Origin of the sequence: Streptomyces glaucescens (assembly GCF_000761215.1) — a bacterium.
Lineage (GTDB): Bacteria > Actinomycetota > Actinomycetes > Streptomycetales > Streptomycetaceae > Streptomyces > Streptomyces glaucescens_B.
Map to the genome: position 1 here is coordinate 6,118,164 of NZ_CP009438.1, position 18,725 is coordinate 6,136,888.

Below are 18,725 nucleotides of genomic sequence, written 5' to 3' on the forward strand. Positions count from 1 at the left end.
GTGGCGCTCGCGCACGGCGTGGCGTTTACTGGCCCGCACATCTCCGGCGCCCGGCTCGTGACGGGGGCGCACAGGGGGAGTGAACGGGAGCCGGGCACAAGGGAGTGCCAGGGGGGAGAGCTGTGTTGCGGAGCTTGGGGCAGAGGCCGTTGACCGGCAGCGGCGAGGACCCGAGAGCGGCGGAACTGCGCGCCGCCGTGTCCCGGTTACGCCGGGAGCTGGCCGCGCATCCGGCCGAGTTCCCGGACCGGGCGGTCGCCGAGGACGAACTCGCCGCGCTCGCCGCGATGGCGGCCGGCGGCGTCCCCGAGATCCCGCGGCTGCGCCGCTCGCTGCTGCTGATCGCCGGAGCGATCGGCTCGGTCAGCGCGCTGGCGCGGGGCCTCGCCGACGTACGCCACGCGGTGGAGCTGTTCGGCCCGCCGCCGCGCGACGGCTGACGAGCACGGCACTACGACGGCAGCCCCCGCCCGGACGGGCGGGGGCTGCTCGCGTGTGCGGGGCTCAGACGGTGCCCGAGCTGGCCAGGGCCGCCGACAGTTCCGTCGCGACCTGCTGGAGGGCGGGCACGATCCGTTCCGTCGCCGCCTCGGTGACCCGGCCGGCCGGGCCCGAGATGGAGATCGCGGCGGTGGTGGGGGAGTCCGGTACCGGCACCGCCAGGCAGCGGACTCCTATCTCCTGCTCGTTGTCGTCCACCGCGTACCCGAGCCGGCGCACGTCGCCCAGTGCGGCGAGGAAGCCCTCGGGGGTGGTGATGGTCTTGTCGGTGGCCGCGGGCATCCCGGTGCGGGCCAGCAGGGCGCGCACCTCGTCGTCGGGGAACCCCGCGAGCAGCGCCTTGCCGACGCCGGTGGAGTGCGGCAGGACGCGCCGGCCGACCTCGGTGAACATGCGCATCGAGTGCTTGGAGGGCACCTGCGCCACGTAGACGATCTCGTCGCCGTCGAGCAGCGCCATGTTCGCCGTCTCGCCGGTCTCCTCGACCAGGCGGGCCAGGTAGGGGCGGGCCCAGGTGCCGAGCAGCCGGGAGGCGGACTCGCCGAGGCGGATCAGGCGGGGGCCGAGCGCGTACCGGCGGTTGGGCTGCTGGCGGACGTAACCGCAGGCCACCAGGGTGCGCATCAGACGGTGGATGGTGGGCAGCGGCAGGCCGCTGCTGGCGGAGAGTTCGCTGAGCCCCACCTCGCCGCCCGCGTCGGCCATGCGCTCCAGCAGGTCGAAGGCGCGCTCGAGGGACTGGACGCCGCCGCCGTTGGCGGTCTTGGCGGAGTCGGTGGTGCTGGCGCTGGACGTCGGCACGGCGCGTTCCTTTCGGGACTGGCAGGAGGTCAGAAGCCTACCCGGCGGCCGGTTGACTGCTCGCTTGTGCGTAGCTACGTTCTGCTTGCTGGAATTCTAATTCCGCTTTGTGGAAACCTCCAGAGCCGGGCGTCGCGGGTGCACGGTGGAAGTGTGCCCCTTGACGGCGCGGGACCGGAGGTGAAGACTCCGAGAGCGACTTCAACAGAGTGTTGAATTCCGTGGTGCGGCGACACCCGCGCCCGGGAGCAACACGCGGAAGAGAGAGGGGTCCGGGTGTCCGACGCCGAACTGGTGCTGCGCTCGACGCGCGTCATCACGCCCGAGGGAACGCGCGCCGCAGCGGTCGCGGTCGCCCGGGGCACGATCACGGCCGTACTGCCCCACGACGCTCCCGTACCGCAGGGGGCTCGCCTGGAGGACTTCGGCGACCACGTCCTGCTGCCCGGCCTCGTCGACACGCACGTGCACGTCAACGACCCCGGCCGCACCGAGTGGGAGGGCTTCTGGACCGCCACCCGCGCGGCGGCCGCGGGCGGCATCACCACCCTCGTCGACATGCCCCTCAACTCCCTCCCGCCCACCACCACCGTCGACCACCTGCGCGTCAAGCAGGAGGTCGCCCGGTCCAAGGCGCACGTCGACGTCGGCTTCTGGGGCGGCGCCCTGCCGGACAACGTCAAGGACCTGCGGCCCCTGCACGAGGCCGGCGTGTTCGGCTTCAAGGCGTTCCTGTCGCCGTCCGGCGTGGACGAGTTCCCGCACCTCGACCAGGAGCAGCTGGCCCGCTCCCTCGCCGAGATCGCCGGGTTCGGCGGCCTGCTGATCGTGCACGCCGAGGACCCGCACCACCTCGCCGCCGCGCCGCAGCAGGGCGGCCCCAAGTACGCCCACTTCCTCGCCAGCCGCCCGCGCGACGCCGAGGACACCGCGATCGCCGCCCTCATCGCCCAGGCCAGGCGGCTCGACGCGCGCGTGCACATCCTCCACCTGTCCTCCGGCGACGCCCTGCCGCTGATCCGCGCGGCCCGCGCCGAAGGCGTCCGCGTCACCGTGGAGACCTGCCCGCACTACCTCACCCTGACCGCCGAGGAAGTCCCCGACGGCGCCAGCGAGTTCAAGTGCTGCCCGCCCATCCGTGAGGCCGCCAACCAGGACCTGCTGTGGCAGGCGCTCGCCGACGGCACCATCGACTGCGTGGTCACCGACCACTCCCCGTCCACCGCCGACCTCAAGACCGACGACTTCGCCACCGCGTGGGGCGGCATCTCCGGCCTCCAGCTCAGCCTCCCCGCCGTGTGGACCGCGGCCCGCGAGCGCGGCCACGGCCTGGAGGACGTCGTCCGCTGGATGTCCGCCCGGACCGCCGCACTGGCCGGACTGGACCGCAAGGGCGCCATCGAGGCCGGCCGCGACGCCGACTTCGCCGTCCTCGCCCCCGACGAGACCTTCACCGTCGACCCGGCCGCCCTCCAGCACCGCAACCGCGTCACCGCCTACGCCGGCCGCACCCTCAGCGGGGTCGTGAAGTCCACCTGGCTGCGCGGGACGCGGATCCACGCCGACGGCGAGTTCACCGACCCCCAGGGGCAGCTGCTCACCCGCACCCCCTGACGCCCCCGCCCGCACCCGCAGCGGCCGACTCCCGAGAGGAAGAACTGATCACCGTGACGGCGATACCCAGCTTCACCGGCGACGCGAACCCCTACGGAGGCGGTGACCCGTACGCGGACTACCGCACCGCCGACTTCCCCTTCACCCAGTACGCCAACCTCGCCGACCGGCAGCTCGGCGCCGGTGTCATCGCCGCCAACGACGAGTTCTTCGCCCAGCGCGAGAACCTGCTGGTGCCCGAGCGGGCCGAGTTCGACCCGGAGCACTTCGGCCACAAGGGCAAGGTCATGGACGGCTGGGAGACCCGGCGGCGCCGCGGCGTCTCCGCCGACCACCCCTGGCCGGCCGCCGAGGACCACGACTGGGCGCTGGTACGGCTCGGCGCGCCCGGCGTGATCCGCGGCATCGTCGTCGACACCGCCCACTTCCGCGGCAACTACCCGCAGTCGGTGTCGGTCGAGGCCGCCTCGGTCGCGGGCTCCCCGTCCCCCGAGGAACTGCTCGCCGACGACGTGAAGTGGACGACGCTGGTCCCGCGCACGGCGGTCGGCGGCCACGCGGCGAACGGCTTCGCCGTCTCCGCCGAGCAGCGCTTCACCCACCTGCGGGTCAACCAGCACCCCGACGGCGGCATCGCCCGGCTGCGCGTGTACGGCGAGGTCGTCCCCGACCCCGCGTGGCTCGACGCGCTCGGCACCTTCGACGTCGTCGCCCTGGAGAACGGCGGCCGGGTCGAGGACGCCTCCGACCTCTTCTACTCGCCCGCCACCCACACCATCCAGCCGGGCCGCTCCCGCAAGATGGACGACGGCTGGGAGACGCGCCGCCGCCGCGACCAGGGCAACGACTGGATCCGCTACCGGCTCGTCGCCCGGGCCCAGATCCGCGCGGTCGAGATCGACACCGCCTACCTGAAGGGCAACAGCGCGGGCTGGGCCTCGGTGTCCGTGCGGGACGGGGAGGACGGCGAGTGGCGGGAGATCCTGCCCCGCACCCGCCTCCAGCCCGACACCGACCACCGCTTCGTCCTGGACGCCCCCGCGGTGGGCACCCACGCGCGGATCGACATCTTCCCGGACGGCGGCATCTCCCGCCTGCGCCTGTTCGGCTCCCTGACCGAGGAAGGCGCCCAGCGCCTGGCGGCCCGCCACCAGGAACTCGGCGGCTGACCCACCGACCCGCGGGGCGCGCCGGCCGGACAGCACCGGCGCGCCCCGCGTTCCAGCCCGCCGCGCCCCTCCCGGCGGCCCGTGCCCGGGGGTGATCCCCGCCCGGCGCGTGCCCGGCGGCGAGGATGCCCCCCGTCAGGCGGCGTGGCCGCCTGGCGAGGATGCCCCCCGTCAGGCGGCGTGGCCGCCGTCCACCGAGAACTCCGCACCGGTGACGTAGGCCGCGCCCGCCAGGTGGGCGACCGTCGCGGCGACCTCGTCGGCCGTGCCGAACCGGCCCAGCGCGGTCATCGCCGCCTGCCCGGCCGCGTACGGGCCGTCCGCCGGGTTCATGGCGGTGTCGACCGGACCCGGGTGGACGATGTTCGCGGTGATGCCCCGGGGGCCCAGCTCACGGGCCAGTGCCCTGTTCAGGCCGGTCAGGGCCGCCTTGCTCATCGCGTAGAGCGTGCCGCCGGGACCCGGCACCCGCTGGGTCATGCAGGTGCCGATCGTGACGATCCGGCCGCCGTCGGCCATCCGCGCGGCGGCCGCCTGGGAGGCCAGGAACACGCCGCGCACGTTCACCGCGAGCACCCGGTCGACATCGGCGAGCGTGATGTCCTCCAGCGGACCGATCAGCCCGATCCCCGCGTTGTTCACCAGCACGTCGAGGCCGCCGAGCGCCCCGGCCGCGCGGTCCACCGCCCCGGCCGCCTCGGCGGGGTCCCCGGAATCGGCCCGCAGCGCCACGGCGCGGCGGCCCAGCGCCTCGACGCCCCGGACGACCTCCTCGGCCGCCTCCTCGTCCCGCACATAGGTGAGCGCCACATCCGCGCCCTCCTGGGCGAGCCGCAGCGCGGTCGCCGCGCCGATGCCCCGGCTGCCGCCGGTCACGAGAGCCTTCCTGCCGTCGAGAGGTGCTTGCGTCTTCATCGAGTTCATGGGTTCATTCCAGTCGTCCCGGCGCCGGGCCACCGGCGGCGATCGGACATCCACCTCGCACCCGCGGCCCACCGGGTGAGCGATGACTTGCGGGGCCCGGCGGGGTCTGCCCTGATGACAGCAGACCCGCGCACCACGAAAGGCACCCGCCATGGGCAAGCTCGTCTCCACCATCTTCGTCACCCTCGACGGCGTCTACCAGGCACCGGGCGGCCCCGAGGAGGACACCCGCGACGGCTTCGGGCAGGGCGGCTGGAGCTTCCCGTACGCCGACGACGACTTCGGCCGGTTCGTCACCGGGGTCTTCGGCCGCGTCGGCGCCTTCCTCCTGGGCCGCCGCACGTACGACATCTTCGCCTCGTACTGGCCCAGGGTGACCGGCCCGGACGACCCGATCGCCGGCCCGCTGAACCGGCTGCCCAAGTACGTCCCCTCCGCCACGCTCACCGACCCCGGATGGTCCGGCACCACCGTGCTCCGCGGCGACCTCGCCGAGGAGGTCACCGCCCTCAAGGAGCGGACCGACGGTGAGCTCCAGCTCCACGGCAGCGGCGCGCTGGCCCGGTCCCTGCTCGGCCTGGGCCTCGTGGACACCGTCCACCTGCTCACCTTCCCGGTCGTCCTCGGCGCCGGCCGCCGCTTCTTCGCCGACGGCATGGTCCCCACCGCCTTCCGGCACACCGGCGGCAGCGTCACCGCGTCGGGCGTCTCCATCCAGTCGTACGACACGGCGGGACGGCCCGAGTACGGCACCTTCGCCCTCCCGGAGGAGGAGGCCTGACCACCGCGGGACCGGGGCCTGCGTCGGCGTCACGCGTTCACCGGTCGATATTTCTGGCGAGAGAAAAGCTACGTTGCGTTCAACGGACTGACACCCGACCCGTTGCCTGTCTGGCCCAGAGGTGCACGTAAAAGCGAGGAATCCTCGCAAGGGCATGGCAGGCAATGCAACGAGGGGGAATCGGATCGTTGCAATCGTCTCGGGGTGGGGGCTACGCTGGCGCTCCACGCGCCCGCACGGACCCAGGGAGACACCTCGATGCCGGGAGGCAGGCTCACCCAGCAGGAACGCCAGCAGATCGCGCTGGGACTGGCCGACGGCCTCCCCTACGCGGAGATCGCCCGGCGCCTGGAGCGCCCGACCTCGACCGTCACGCGCGAGGTGATGCGCAACGGCGGACCCACCGCCTACCGCGCGGACCTCGCCCACCGCGCCACCGAACGCCGCGCGCAGCGCCGCAGGCAGGCCGCTCCCCGCGGGGCGAAGGCGCCGCTCCAGGCCGACGGGCGCGACGCCGAGGCCGTGCGCGAGTACCAGGAGGCGTTCACCACCGTCTTCATGGCCTCCGGCGCGCCCAAGATGATGTCCCGGGTGCTGGCCTGCCTCTACACCACCGACGAGGGCAGCCTCACCGCCGCCGAACTCGTCGAGCGCCTCGAGGTCAGCCCCGCCTCCGTCTCCAAGGCGATCGCGTTCCTCGAGGAACAGGGCCTCGTCCGGCGGGAGCGCGACGCACGCCGCCGCGAGCGCTACGTCGTCGACGACGACGTCTGGTACCAGTCGATGATGGCCAGCGCCCGCGGCGCCGCCCAGGTCGCCGAGACCGCGCGGCAGGGCGTCGGCGTCCTCGGCCCCGGCACCCCGGCCGCCGTCCGGCTGGAGAACATCGCCCGCTTCATGGACTTCGTCACCGAAAGCATCACCCGCGCCGCGGAACAGGCCCGCGACGTCCTCTACACGAAACCCCCGGCGCCCGCGGAAGGCACCGCCGGACCCGGCTCGGACGGCGGCTGACGGAGGCGGGGCGAGGACACGGCGGACCACGCAGGCACCTGGCCGAGGAGCGCCCCTGCCGGTACGGTGATCACCCCGTGCGAGCCGTCGTCGTCTCCGCACTCCCGCCGGAGACGAAAGCCGCACCCGCCATGTCCACCTCGATCGCCGTACCCGGCGCCCTCGCGCCCCGCCGCGCCTGGCTCACCGACCTGCCCGTGCTGCTGGTGGCGGTGGTCTGGGGCGCCAGCTATCTCGCCGCCAAGGACATCACCACCGCCGAGACCGTGCTCGCGGTCCTGGTACTGCGGTTCGCGGTCGTGCTGCCGGTGCTGGTGGTCGCCGGCCGGCGGGCGCTGCGCGCCCTCACCCCGGCCCAGTGGCGCGGGGCCGCGCTGCTCGGACTGATCCTCAGCGTGATCTTCCTGCTGGAGACGTACGGGGTCGTGCACACCTCGGCCACCAACGCGGGCCTCATCATCAGTCTCACCATGATCCTCACCCCGCTCGCCGAGTCCGCGGTGACCCGCACGCCGCCCTCGCGCGGCTTCCTGGCGGCGGCCGCCGTCTCGGTGCTCGGCGTCGTCCTGCTCACCCAGAGCGGCGGCTTCACCCGGCCCTCGACCGGCGATCTGCTCATGCTGCTCGCCGCCCTCGCCCGGACCGTGCACGTGCTCGCCATGTCCCGGGTGAAGTCCGTCCAGGGGGCGTCCGCGCTGCCGCTGACCACCGTCCAGCTCGGCACGTCCGTCGTGGTGTTCGCGCTGCTGTCGGCCGGCGCCGGCACCACGCCGTGGGGCGCGGCGGCGGCGTTCGGCGCGCGGGAGTGGGCGGGGCTGCTGTTCCTGTCCGTGTTCTGCACGCTGTTCGCCTTCTTCGTCCAGATGTGGGCGGTGCGCCGTACCTCCCCGTCCCGGGTCAGCCTGCTGCTGGGCACGGAACCGCTGTGGGCCGCCGCGGCCGGCATCGCCCTCGGCGGGGAGCGGCTGGGCGCGGTCGGCCTCGCCGGCGGGGCGCTGGTCCTCGCGGGCACGGCGTGGGGACGCCGGGCGGCGGGGTGACTCCCCGCGTACGCAGACCGGCTGCCCGAGGGGACCGACTCCCGGCGGACGCGGACCGACGTCCGGCGGACGCGGACCGACGTCCGGCGGACGCGAACCGACAGTCCGGCGAGCGCGGACCGACTCCCCGCGAGCGCACTCCGTCCCCGCGCGCACGAACGGGACTCCACGGCGAGTCCGCGCGTCCGTCACCGCCCCCCTCCGGTGCCATCGGCCACGGCGATGGGCCACCGTCACCGCCCCCCCCGGACCGTCAGCGGGACTTGCGGCTCTCCGCCGCGGCGAACAGGGCACACGCCAGCACCAGCAGCGTCACACTCGCGAAGAGCCCGTAGTCGTCCAGGAAGGCGATCCGTGCCACGAGCCCGCCTTCCCAGTCGGTGAACTCCTGCACGAGGCCCATCACGCCCTGGACCAGGGCGACGAATCCGAGAAACTCCAGCACGCTCTTCATGCCCCGGACTCTCGCCCCGCGGACCCCCCGCCCGCATCGTCCGCGGGGCGGGACCACCGCGACGGAAGTCGCCGCCCCCGGCCGCCGGGCCGCACCGGTCGTCACGGTCCGGTACGACTTTGGTCGCGAAGCCGCGCGACTTCCGTCCACGCCGCTCACCGCCGCGCCGTGCCCCGCCGCGCGCCCGCATAGATTTGCCGACCGTGAGGGACAACAGCACGGCACCACCGCAGGCGCCGGCGTTCACGGGACGCCGGTGGCTGTTCCCGTCCGCCGTCATCCACGAACTCGACGCGGACGGCGCGCGCACCGGAGGGGCCGGGCGGCCCCGGCGCACCGCACGCGACTGGGCCGTCGACTTCACCTGCTTCCTGCTCTCCGTCGCCCTCGGCATCGCGAGCATCGACACCGTCACCTCGGACGCCACCCTCCCCGAGGGCCTGATCGCCGCCGACCAGCTGCTCGGCGCCCTCGCCTGCGCCGCCGTGTGGCTGCGCCGCCGCTGGCCGACCGGGCTCGCCGTCGCCCTGACCGCCCTGGGCCCGATCTCCGTCACCTCCGGCGGAGCGGGCCTGGTCGCCCTGTTCACGGTCGCCGTGCACCGGCCCTTCCGCTACCTCGCCTGGATCGGCGGAGGCGGTCTGGCGCTCATCCCGTTCGTGCTCTGGCTGCGCCCCGAACCCGGCATGCCGTACCTGGCCGCCGTCGTGCTCACCGTGCTGCTCACCGTCTCCACCATCGGCTGGGGCATGTTCGTGCGTTCCAAGCGGCAGCTGATGCTGAGCCTGCGGGACCGCGCCAGGCGGGCCGAGACGGAGGCCCGGCTGCGGGCCGAGCAGGCCCAGCGGCTGGCCCGCGAGGCCATCGCACGGGAGATGCACGACGTCCTCGCCCACCGGCTGACCCTGCTCAGCGTGCACGCCGGGGCCCTGGAGTTCCGGCCCGACGCCTCCCGGGAGGAGATCGCCCGCGCGGCCGGCGTCATCCGGGAGAGCGCCCACGAGGCACTGCAGGACCTGCGGGAGATCATCGGCGTGCTGCGGGCGGGCGAGCCCGACGACGCGGGCCGCCCGCAGCCCACGCTCGCCGCCCTCGGCACCCTCGCCGCGGAGTCCCGCGCGGCCGGCATGAAGGTCACCCTCGTCCAGCGGGTCAGCGACCCGGCGGCCGTCCCGGCCTCCGTGGGCCGCACCGCCTACCGCATCGCCCAGGAGGGCCTGACCAACGCCCGCAAGCACGCCCCCGGCGCCGAGGTCACCGTCCAGGTCTCCGGCACCCCCGGCGACGGCCTCACCGTGCTGGTGGCCAACCCCGCCCCCGACGGCGACGTCCCGCCCGTCCCCGGCTCCGGGCAGGGGCTGATCGGCCTCACCGAGCGGGCGACCCTGGCCGGGGGACGGCTGGAGCACGGGCCGCGCGCGGACGGCGGGTTCGAGGTGCGGGCGTGGCTGCCGTGGGGGTGAGCACGCCGCCGGGCCGGGGACCGCGCGCCCGGCGCGGGGAAGCCGTACCGGCGCGCCGGGCAGCCATGATTTCGTAACCCCATGACTGCGATCCGACTGCTCCTCGTCGACGACGACCCCCTCGTGCGGGCCGGCCTGTCCTTCATGCTGGGCGGCGCCGGCGACATCGAGATCGTCGGTGAGGCCGGCGACGGCGGAGAGGCCGAGACGCTGGTCGCGCGGACCCGCCCGGACGTCGTGCTCATGGACATCCGGATGCCGGCCGTGGACGGGCTCACCGCCACCGAACGGCTGCGTTCCCGCGCGGACGCCCCGCAGGTCGTGGTGCTCACCACCTTCCACGCCGACGAGCAGGTGCTGCGCGCCCTGCGCGCGGGCGCCGCCGGGTTCGTCCTCAAGGACACCCCGCCCGCCGAGATCCTCGACGCCGTGCGCAAGGTCGCGGCCGGCGACCCCGTGCTGTCGCCCGCCGTCACCCGGCAGCTCATGGCGCACGCGGCCGGGACCGCCGCCGACACCCGGCGCTCGCGGGCACGCGCGCGCATCGCCGTCCTCGGCGAACGGGAGCGCGAGGTCGCCGTCGCGGTCGGCCGCGGCCTGTCCAACGCGGAGGTCGCCGCGCGGCTGTTCATGAGCGTGCCCACCGTGAAGACCCACGTCTCGCGCATCCTCGCCAAGCTGGACCTCAACAACCGCGTGCAGATAGCGCTGCTGGCCTACGACGCGGGCCTCCTGGACGTGCCGGAGGAGGACCCGGCGGCCGGGCCGGGCGGGCACGGACCACGGCCCTGACCGCGTGCCTCGACGGCGGCACCGGCGGCGGGCACGGACCGGGACGCCCGTCCGTTGATCCGTCGGCGGGGGAGCACGGCGACCAGGAGGGGACAACGCATGGGGGACATCATCGACCTGGGCGACTACGGGGAGGGGTTCCGCGCCGACCCGCACCCGGTCTACGCCGCACTGCGCGCCCGCGGACCGGTGCACCGGGTGCGGCTGCCGGCGCCCGCCGACTACGAGAGCTGGCTGGTCGTCGGGTACGAGGAGGCGCGCGCGGCACTCGCCGATCCCAGACTGGCCAAGGACGGCAGCCGGATCGGCCTCACCCCGCTCGACGAGGAACTGATCGGACCGTACCTGCTGGTCACCGACCCGCCGCGGCACACCCGGCTGCGCGCGCTCGTCACCCGCGCGTTCACCCCGCGCCGGGTGGAGCTGCTGCGGCCCCGCGTCCAGCGGATCACGGACGACCTCCTCGACGCGATGCTGCCGCTCGGCCGCGCCGACCTCGTGGAGTCGCTGGCCTATCCGCTGCCCATCACCGTCATCTGCGAGCTGCTCGGCGTGCCCGAACCCGACCGCGCGGAGTTCCGCCGGCTGTCCACCGAGACCGTCGCCCCGACGAGCACGGACAGCGGGCAGGACGCCATCACCCGGCTCGGCGCGTACCTGACCGGGCTGATCGAGGACAAGCGCCGCGCCGGGCCGGGCGACGACCTGCTCAGCGCGCTGATCGAGACCACCACCGAGGACGGCGACCGGCTCTCCCCGAAGGAGCTGCGCGGCATGGCCTACCTGCTGCTCCTCGCCGGCCACGAGACCACGGTCAACCTCATCACCAACGGCGTGCACGCCCTGCTCACCCACCCTGCCCAGCTCGCCGCGCTGCGCGCCGACACGTCCCTGCTCGACGGCGCGGTGGAGGAGATGCTGCGCTACGAGGGCCCGGTGGAGAACGCCACCTTCCGGTACGCCGCCGAGCCGCTGGAGATCGCCGGGACCCGGATCGAGGCGGGGGAACCGGTCCTGATCGGACTCACCTCGGGCAACCGCGACGGGACCCGCTACCCCGGCGCCGACCGCTTCGACATCCGCCGCGAACCGCGCGCCCACCTGGCCTTCGGCCACGGCATCCACTACTGCCTCGGCGCCCCCCTGGCCCGCCTGGAGGCCCGCACGGCCATCGGCACCCTCCTGGACCGCGCCCCCGGCCTCACCCTCGACGGCCCGCCCGGCGCCTGGCTGCCGGGCATGCTGATCCGGGGCATGCGGAGCCTGCCGGTGCGCTGGTGACCTGCCGCGCCCGTCGGGTGCCCCGCGGCGACCGGGTGCCCGGCGGGCCGTACCCGCGGGAGCCGGGGCGGCGGAACACCACCTCGGCCCCGCCCCGGCGGAACACGGCCTCCGTTCCGCCCGGCGCTCAGCGGAACACGGCCTCCGCCCCGCCCGGGATCTCCGCGAGGCGGACCGGCCGGCGTTCGCGGCGGGAGCGTTCGCAGGCCTCCGCGATGCGCAGCGCCTGCAGCGCCTCGCGGCCGTCGCAGGGGTTGGCCCGCTCACCCCGCACCACCTCCACGAACGCGGCCAGTTCCGTCTCGTACGCGGGCCCGAAGCGCTCCAGGAAGGTGGTCCACGGGCGCGACGCGGCCGGCGGCCCGGCCGGTTCGGTGGACGCGATCGGCGTGCGGTCGTCCAGCCCGACCACGATCTGGTCGCGCTCCCCGGCCAGCTCCATGCGCACGTCGTAGCCCGCCCCGTTCAGCCGGGTGGCGGTGGCGGTGACCAGCGTGCCGTCGTCCAGGGTGAGCAGCGCCGCGCCGGTGTCGACGTCGCCCGCCGCCCGGAACATCGGGGGCCCGGCGTCGGACCCGGTGGCGTACACCTCCACCACCTCGCGGCCGGTCACCCAGCGGGCGATGTCGAAGTCGTGGATCAGGGTGTCCCGGAACAGCCCGCCGGACAGCGGCAGGTGGGCGGCGGGGGGCGGCGCCTGGTCCGAGGTCATGGCGCGTACGGTGTGCAGGCGGCCGAGCCGCCCGGAGCGCACCGCCTCCCGGGCGCCGGTGTATCCCACGTCGAAGCGGCGCTGGAAGCCCATCTGGAGGACCGTCCCGGCGGCCTCCACCTCGGCGAGTGCGCTGAGGGTGCCGGGCAGGTCGATCGCGATCGGCTTCTCGCAGAAGACGGGCAGGCCCGAGCGCGCGGCCCGGCCGATCAGATCGGCGTGCGCCGGGGTCGTCGTGGTGATCACCACCGCGTCCACGCCCCACCGGAAGATCTCGTCGACCCCGGGCGCCGCCGTCTCGCCCAGCCGGTGGGCCAGTTCGTGCGCCCGCGCGGGGTCCGCGTCCGTCAGGATCAGGGAGCCGACGTCCCGGTGACGGCTGAGCGTGTTGGCATGGATGGTGCCGATCCGGCCCGTACCGATGACCCCGATGCGCATGGAATCACGGTGGGGGCGGACCCGGCCCACTGTCAATCCGAATGTCCGGACAATCGGACTACACAACTTCCCGTCAACCAGTCGTGAAAGCTACGCTCGGCCCGTGCCGAAACCAGATGCCGACCCGACCGTCCAGCTCGACCTCAGCGTGGACCGGAGTTCCCCGGTGCCCCTGTACTTCCAGCTGTCCCAGCAGCTGGAGGCCGCGATCGAGCAGGGAGCGCTCACCCCGGGCAGCCTGCTGGGCAACGAGATCGAGCTGGCCGCCCGGCTCGGCCTGTCCCGGCCCACCGTCCGCCAGGCCATCCAGTCCCTGGTCGACAAGGGCCTGCTGGTGCGCCGCCGCGGGGTCGGCACCCAGGTCGTGCACAGCCAGGTCAAGCGTCCGCTGGAACTGAGCAGCCTCTACGACGACCTGGAGGCGGCCGGCCAGCGCCCCGCCACGAAGGTGCTGGTCAACACCGTCGTCCCGGCGTCCGCCGAGGTCGCGGCGGCGCTCGGGGTGGCCGAGGACGGCGATGTGCACCGCGTGGAGCGGCTGCGGCTCGCGCACGGCGAGCCGATGGCGTACCTGTGCAACCACCTGCCGCCCGGACTGCTCGACCTGGACACCGGGCAGCTGGAGACCACCGGCCTGTACCGGCTGATGCGGTCCGCGGGCATCACCCTGCACAGCGCCCGGCAGTCCATCGGCGCCCGCGCCGCGACCGCCGCGGAGGCCGAGCGGCTCGGCGAGACCGAGGGCGCCCCGCTGCTCACCATGCGGCGCACCACCTTCGACGACACCGGTCGCGCCGTCGAGTACGGCACCCACACCTACCGTCCGAGCCGCTACTCCTTCGAGTTCCAGCTCCTCGTGCGGCCCTGAGACGCACCCCCGCGCGGGGACCCGGATCGTCGCAATGTCCGGACAAGGCGGCCGACTGGCACTCCCCGGTCGCCGGAGCCCTGGTCCCCGTGTTCGATACTGGGGCGTTTGGGGCCGCGGGACGGCGGTCCCCGGCGTACCGGAGAACACAGCAAGAAGGGCACGGCCTCGTGGCACGGTTTCGGACCTGGGTAGGCATCGCGGTGGCAGGGGCACTGACACTGTCCCTGGCGGGGTGCAGCAGCACCGGCGGCAAACGCGCCGAGGACGCCCGCAAGGCCGCGGCCGCCCGGGGCGCGGCGGCGGTGACCACACCCCGCTGGACCTTCGCCATGATCACCCACTCGGGTGATGGCGACACCTTCTGGGACATCGTCCAGAGCGGCGCCGAGGAGGCCGCCGCCAAGGACAACATCAACTTCCTGTACTCCCACGACGACGAGGCCCAGCAGCAGGCGCAGCTGGTCGACGCGGCCGTCGACAAGAAGGTCGACGGCATCATCGTCACCCTCGCCAAGCCCGACGCGATGAAGGCCGCCGTCGCCCGCGCCGTCAAGGCGGGCATCCCGGTGATCACCGTGAACTCCGGCTCCGAGGAGTCCGAGGAGTTCGGCGCGCTCACCCACATCGGCCAGGACGAGACCATCGCCGGGCAGGCCGTCGGCGAGGAACTGAACGCGCGCGGCAGGAAGAAGGCGCTCTGCGTCCTGCACGAGCAGGGCAACGTCGGCCACGAGCAGCGCTGCGCCGGTGTGAAGGAGACCTTCGACGGCACGGTGCAGAACCTCTACGTCACCGGCACGAGCATGCCGGACGTGCAGTCCGCCATCGAGGCCAAGCTCCAGGCCGACACGTCCGTCGACGCCGTCGTCACCCTCGGCGCGCCGTACGCCGACACCGCCGTGAAGGCCAGGCAGGGCGCCGGCAGCGACGCCGAGATCGACACCTTCGACCTCAACGCCAAGGTCGCCGCCGGCCTGAAGGAAGGCACCCTCGGCTTCGCCGTCGACCAGCAGCCCTACCTCCAGGGCTACCAGGCGGTCGACCTGCTGTGGCTGTACAAGTACAACGCCGACGTCCTCGGCGGCGGCAAGCCGGTGCTCACCGGTCCGCAGATCATCACCAAGGAGCAGGCCGCCGCCCTGGAGGAGTACACCGAGCGGGGCACCCGATGAGCGCGGCCGCCACCACCGACGAGCGGCTGCTGCGCACCTCGCCGCTGCGCAGGCTCCTCGGCCGCCCCGAGCTGGGCTCGGTCGTCGGCGCCCTCGCCGTCTTCGTCTTCTTCGCGTTCGCCGCCGACAGCTTCCTGCGCGCCGCCAGCCTGAGCACCGTCCTGTACGCGTCGTCGACCATCGGCATCATGGCCGTCCCGGTCGCGCTGCTGATGATCGGCGGCGAGTTCGACCTGTCCGCCGGTGTCCTCGTGACCTCGTCCGCGCTGATCTCGTCGATGTTCAGCTACCAGATGACCGCCAACGTCTGGGTCGGCGTCGGCGTCTCCCTGCTGGTCACGCTCGCCATCGGCGCCTTCAACGGCTTCATGCTCAGCCGCACCGGGCTGCCCAGCTTCATCATCACGCTCGGCACCTTCCTGATGCTGACCGGCATGAACCTCGGCTTCACCAAGCTGATCTCCGGCACCGTCTCCACCAAGACCATCGCCGACATGGAGGGCTTCCCCAGCGCCCGCGACGTCTTCGCCTCCACCCTCACCGTCGGCGGCGTCGACTTCAAGATCACCATCCTGTGGTGGATCGCGCTGGTCGCGGTGGCCTCCTGGATTCTGCTGCGCACCCGCGCCGGCAACTGGATCTTCGCGGTCGGCGGCAACCAGGACGCCGCCCGCGCGGTGGGTGTCCCCGTGACGGCCACCAAGATCGGCCTCTACATGGGCGTGGCCTTCGGCGCGTGGATCGCCGGCCAGCACCTGCTCTTCAGCTACGACGTCGTCCAGTCCGGCGAGGGCGTCGGCAACGAGCTGATCTACATCATCGCCGCCGTCATCGGCGGCTGCCTGATCACCGGCGGCTACGGCAGCGCGGTCGGCTCGGCGGTCGGCGCGTTCATCTTCGGCATGACCAGCAAGGGCATCGTCTTCGCCGAGTGGAACCCCGACTGGTTCAAGTTCTTCCTCGGAGCGATGCTGCTCCTCGCGACCCTGCTCAACGCGTGGGTCCGCAAGCGCGCGGAGGCCGCCAAGTGACGACCGAAGTGACGACCGGCACCGCGACCCGCACCCCGCTCGTCGAACTGGCCGGCGTGGGCAAGCGCTACGGCAACGTCCGCGCCCTCGACGGCGTCTCCCTGGAGGTCCACGCCGGCGAGATCACCTGCGTCCTCGGCGACAACGGCGCCGGCAAGTCCACCCTCATCAAGATCATCGCGGGTCTGCACCAGCACGACGCCGGAACGCTGCGCATCGAGGGCGAGGAGACCCGCCTGTCCTCGCCGCGCGAAGCCCTGGACCGCGGCATCGCCACCGTCTACCAGGACCTGGCCGTCGTCCCCCTCATGCCGGTGTGGCGCAACTTCTTCCTCGGCTCGGAGCCGAGGAAGGGCGTGGGCCCCTTCGCACGCATGGACGTCGACTTCATGCGCAGGACCGCCCACGCCGAACTCCTGCGCATGGGCATCGACCTGCGCGACGTCGACCAGCCCATCGGCACCCTCTCCGGCGGCGAACGCCAGTGCGTCGCGATCGCGCGGGCGGTGTACTTCGGCGCCAAGGTCCTGATCCTGGACGAGCCGACGGCGGCGCTCGGCGTCAAGCAGTCCGGCGTGGTCCTCAAGTACCTGGCGGCGGCCCGCGACGAGGGCCTGGGTGTCGTCTTCATCACCCACAACCCGCACCACGCCCACCTGGTCGGGGACAGGTTCGTCCTGCTCCGGCGGGGCACCATGGCCGGCAGCCACGCCCGGGACGAGACGACCCTGGAGGAGCTGACGGAGCAGATGGCGGGCGGCACCGACCTGGCGGACCTGCGCCGGGAACTGGACCGTCCCTGACGGGTGCGGGGGACCGCGCGAACGGCCACGACGGCGCCGCACCCGGCGGACGACCGGAACCGGCCCGTTCCGCACCCCGCGCCCCCGTGAGGCAGAATCGGCGACGATGAGCACCTACGGCACCTTCAGCGCCCCCATCGGCTCCCGGCGTGCCCCCGCCCTCAGAACGATCGGCACCCGGGAACGCCGCTCGCACCTGACCGCACCGCGCGTGCCCACCGTCGGCATCGACATCGGCGGCACCAAGGTGATGGCGGGCGTGGTCGACGCCGACGGCAACATCCTGGAGAAGCTGCGCACGGAGACCCCGGACAAGTCCAAGAGCCCCAAGGTCGTCGAGGACACCATCGTCGAACTGGTGCTGGACCTGTCCGACCGGCACGACGTGCACGCCGTCGGCATCGGCGCGGCCGGCTGGGTCGACGCCGACCGCAACCGGGTGCTCTTCGCCCCTCACCTGTCGTGGCGCAACGAACCCCTGCGCGACCGCGTCGCCGACCGGCTCGCCGTCCCCGTGCTCGTCGACAACGACGCCAACACCGCCGCCTGGGCGGAGTGGCGGTTCGGCGCGGGCCGCGGCGAGGACCACCTCGTCATGATCACCCTGGGCACCGGCATCGGCGGCGCGATCCTGGAGGACGGCCAGGTCAAGCGGGGCAAGTTCGGGGTGGCCGGCGAGTTCGGCCATATGCAGGTGGTGCCCGGCGGCCACCGCTGCCCGTGCGGCAACCGCGGCTGCTGGGAGCAGTACAGCTCCGGGAACGCGCTGGTCCGCGAGGCCCGGGAGCTGGCCGCCGCCGACTCCCCGGTGGCCTACGGGATCATCGAGCACGTCAAGGGGCAGATCGGCGACATCACCGGCCCCATGATCACCGAGCTGGCCCGGGACGGGGACGCGATGTGCGTCGAACTGCTCCAGGACATCGGCCAGTGGCTCGGCGTCGGCATCGCCAACCTGGCCGCCGCGCTCGACCCGTCCTGCTTCGTCGTCGGCGGCGGTGTCTCGGCCGCCGACGACCTGCTGATCGGGCCCGCGCGGGACGCCTTTAAACGCCATCTGACCGGCCGCGGCTACCGCCCCGAGGCCCGCATCGTCCGCGCCCAGCTCGGCCCCGAGGCCGGCATGGTCGGCGCCGCCGACCTCGCCCGGCTGGTCGCCCGCCGCTTCCGCCGCGCCAAGCGCCGCCGCGTGGAGCGGTACGAGCGCTACGAGCGGTACGCACAGGCCCGCCGCGCCGAGGGGGCGCCGTGACGACGGGCACCCTGCCGCACCAGGCCGGCCCGCCGGACGAGCGGCGGCGCCCGGTCGAGGACCGCCGCCACATGATCCGCCGCCGTGCGCTGACCCTGCTGATCATCGTGCTGCTCATCGGCATCCCGGCCGGCTACCTGGTGATCTCCGCCAACCAGAGCCGCGACAGCGGCAAGGACAAGGAGGAGAAGTACTCCGCGACCGGCCTCACCCAGGGGTGGCCGTCGAAGGTGCAGCGCCGCCTCTACCAGGTGCCGGTGCCGAACCCGGCGGACCAGGTCGCCTGGTACGAGACCAACAACTGGAAGACCAGCCGGCTCTACGTCCAGTTCCGCACCACGCACGACGGCCTGGACGCCTTCCTGACGGACCTGGGCCTCGACCGGCACGACCTGACCAAGGACGACCTGCCCATCGGCGCCCGCGACCGCGAGGTCACCGGCTGGAGGTTCGCCGGGCCCGGCGCCCGCTCCGGCCCGAACTACGGAGCCGTGCGCGAGCAGAAGAACCCCAGGCCGACGCAGAACGTGGTCGTGAACTTCGGCGATCCGGCCTACCCGATGGTGTACGTCGTCTCCCGCACGGTTCCCTGACCGGACCGGCCCCGCACGG

At 73.7% G+C, this 18,725-nt stretch carries 19 protein-coding genes; 15 read left to right on the forward strand and 4 right to left on the reverse strand.

What is annotated here, in order from left to right:
- Positions 1-122 precede the first annotated feature (122 nt).
- A complete protein-coding gene (locus SGLAU_RS26460) occupies positions 123-440 on the forward strand; it encodes a DUF5955 family protein (RefSeq protein WP_078957905.1) in 318 nt (105 codons plus the stop codon).
- A gap of 64 nt (positions 441-504) precedes the next feature.
- On the opposite strand, the gene SGLAU_RS26465 is transcribed toward SGLAU_RS26460, so the two are convergent.
- On the reverse strand, positions 505-1,302 hold the full coding sequence (locus SGLAU_RS26465) for an IclR family transcriptional regulator (protein ID WP_043505007.1): 798 nt from the start codon (positions 1,300-1,302) through the stop codon (positions 505-507).
- 276 nt (positions 1,303-1,578) lie between these two features.
- Here SGLAU_RS26465 and allB point away from each other — a divergent pair, with 276 nt between their 5' ends.
- Together allB and alc are read left to right on the forward strand one after the other, a co-directional pair.
- Entirely contained in the window at positions 1,579-2,916 is a 1,338-nt protein-coding gene (gene allB / locus SGLAU_RS26470; protein ID WP_043505009.1) for an allantoinase AllB, read from the forward strand.
- 53 nt (positions 2,917-2,969) lie between these two features.
- A complete protein-coding gene (alc, locus tag SGLAU_RS26475; protein WP_043505010.1) occupies positions 2,970-4,085 on the forward strand; it encodes an allantoicase in 1,116 nt (371 codons plus the stop codon).
- 171 nt (positions 4,086-4,256) lie between these two features.
- On the opposite strand, the gene SGLAU_RS26480 is transcribed toward alc, so the two are convergent.
- Positions 4,257-5,000: an SDR family oxidoreductase gene (locus SGLAU_RS26480; protein WP_099052959.1), complete on the reverse strand. Its 744-nt coding sequence runs from the start codon at positions 4,998-5,000 to the stop codon at positions 4,257-4,259.
- Positions 5,001-5,160: 160 nt separating this feature from the next.
- Here SGLAU_RS26480 and SGLAU_RS26485 point away from each other — a divergent pair, with 160 nt between their 5' ends.
- The 3 genes from SGLAU_RS26485 to SGLAU_RS26495 all read left to right on the forward strand — a co-directional run bounded on the left by SGLAU_RS26485 (position 5,161) and on the right by SGLAU_RS26495 (position 7,844).
- Positions 5,161-5,790: a dihydrofolate reductase family protein gene (locus SGLAU_RS26485; RefSeq protein ID WP_043505013.1), complete on the forward strand. Its 630-nt coding sequence runs from the start codon at positions 5,161-5,163 to the stop codon at positions 5,788-5,790.
- Between the two features lie 258 nt (positions 5,791-6,048).
- Entirely contained in the window at positions 6,049-6,804 is a 756-nt protein-coding gene (locus SGLAU_RS26490) for a GbsR/MarR family transcriptional regulator (RefSeq protein WP_043505014.1), read from the forward strand.
- 131 nt (positions 6,805-6,935) lie between these two features.
- The gene (locus SGLAU_RS26495) at positions 6,936-7,844 is read left to right on the forward strand and encodes a DMT family transporter (protein WP_043505015.1); all 909 of its coding nucleotides are present in this window, start codon (positions 6,936-6,938) and stop codon (positions 7,842-7,844) included.
- Positions 7,845-8,097: 253 nt separating this feature from the next.
- Here SGLAU_RS26495 and SGLAU_RS26500 read toward each other — a convergent pair whose 3' ends face one another.
- Positions 8,098-8,298 (reverse strand): hypothetical protein, encoded by a 201-nt coding sequence (locus SGLAU_RS26500; protein WP_043505016.1) that lies wholly within the window; start codon positions 8,296-8,298, stop codon positions 8,098-8,100.
- 194 nt (positions 8,299-8,492) lie between these two features.
- Here SGLAU_RS26500 and SGLAU_RS26505 point away from each other — a divergent pair, with 194 nt between their 5' ends.
- The 3 genes from SGLAU_RS26505 (at position 8,493) to SGLAU_RS26515 (ending at position 11,834) form a co-directional block, all read left to right on the forward strand.
- Positions 8,493-9,761 (forward strand): sensor histidine kinase, encoded by a 1,269-nt coding sequence (locus SGLAU_RS26505; protein ID WP_078957906.1) that lies wholly within the window; start codon positions 8,493-8,495, stop codon positions 9,759-9,761.
- Positions 9,762-9,842: 81 nt separating this feature from the next.
- Positions 9,843-10,553 carry a response regulator transcription factor gene (locus SGLAU_RS26510; RefSeq protein ID WP_043505018.1) on the forward strand — a complete coding sequence of 237 codons (711 nt, stop codon included), beginning with the start codon at positions 9,843-9,845 and terminating at the stop codon, positions 10,551-10,553.
- Positions 10,554-10,652: 99 nt separating this feature from the next.
- Entirely contained in the window at positions 10,653-11,834 is a 1,182-nt protein-coding gene (locus SGLAU_RS26515) for a cytochrome P450 family protein (RefSeq protein ID WP_043505019.1), read from the forward strand.
- Between the two features lie 127 nt (positions 11,835-11,961).
- Here the strand turns inward: SGLAU_RS26515 and SGLAU_RS26520 are convergent, their stop codons facing one another.
- Positions 11,962-12,984 carry a Gfo/Idh/MocA family oxidoreductase gene (locus SGLAU_RS26520; RefSeq protein WP_043505020.1) on the reverse strand — a complete coding sequence of 341 codons (1,023 nt, stop codon included), beginning with the start codon at positions 12,982-12,984 and terminating at the stop codon, positions 11,962-11,964.
- A 103-nt stretch (positions 12,985-13,087) separates the two neighbouring features.
- Between SGLAU_RS26520 and SGLAU_RS26525 the strand changes: the two genes are divergently transcribed.
- The 6 genes from SGLAU_RS26525 to SGLAU_RS26550 all read left to right on the forward strand — a co-directional run bounded on the left by SGLAU_RS26525 (position 13,088) and on the right by SGLAU_RS26550 (position 18,706).
- Positions 13,088-13,852, forward strand: a complete 765-nt coding sequence (locus tag SGLAU_RS26525; protein WP_043505021.1) for a GntR family transcriptional regulator — start codon at positions 13,088-13,090, stop codon at positions 13,850-13,852.
- Between the two features lie 170 nt (positions 13,853-14,022).
- Complete coding sequence (locus SGLAU_RS26530; protein WP_043505022.1) at positions 14,023-15,027, forward strand: sugar ABC transporter substrate-binding protein; 1,005 nt, start codon at positions 14,023-14,025, stop codon at positions 15,025-15,027.
- Positions 15,024-16,058, forward strand: a complete 1,035-nt coding sequence (locus SGLAU_RS26535) for an ABC transporter permease (RefSeq protein ID WP_043505024.1) — start codon at positions 15,024-15,026, stop codon at positions 16,056-16,058. Before SGLAU_RS26530 ends, SGLAU_RS26535 begins: the two co-directional genes overlap by 4 nt.
- Positions 16,055-16,861: an ATP-binding cassette domain-containing protein gene (locus SGLAU_RS26540; RefSeq protein WP_244315263.1), complete on the forward strand. Its 807-nt coding sequence runs from the start codon at positions 16,055-16,057 to the stop codon at positions 16,859-16,861. The genes SGLAU_RS26535 and SGLAU_RS26540 overlap by 4 nt, the downstream gene beginning before the upstream one ends.
- 106 nt (positions 16,862-16,967) lie before the next feature.
- Positions 16,968-18,113 (forward strand): ROK family glucokinase, encoded by a 1,146-nt coding sequence (locus SGLAU_RS26545; protein ID WP_043505025.1) that lies wholly within the window; start codon positions 16,968-16,970, stop codon positions 18,111-18,113.
- Positions 18,110-18,706 (forward strand): hypothetical protein, encoded by a 597-nt coding sequence (locus tag SGLAU_RS26550; protein WP_043505027.1) that lies wholly within the window; start codon positions 18,110-18,112, stop codon positions 18,704-18,706. The genes SGLAU_RS26545 and SGLAU_RS26550 overlap by 4 nt, the downstream gene beginning before the upstream one ends.
- Positions 18,707-18,725 lie beyond the last annotated feature (19 nt).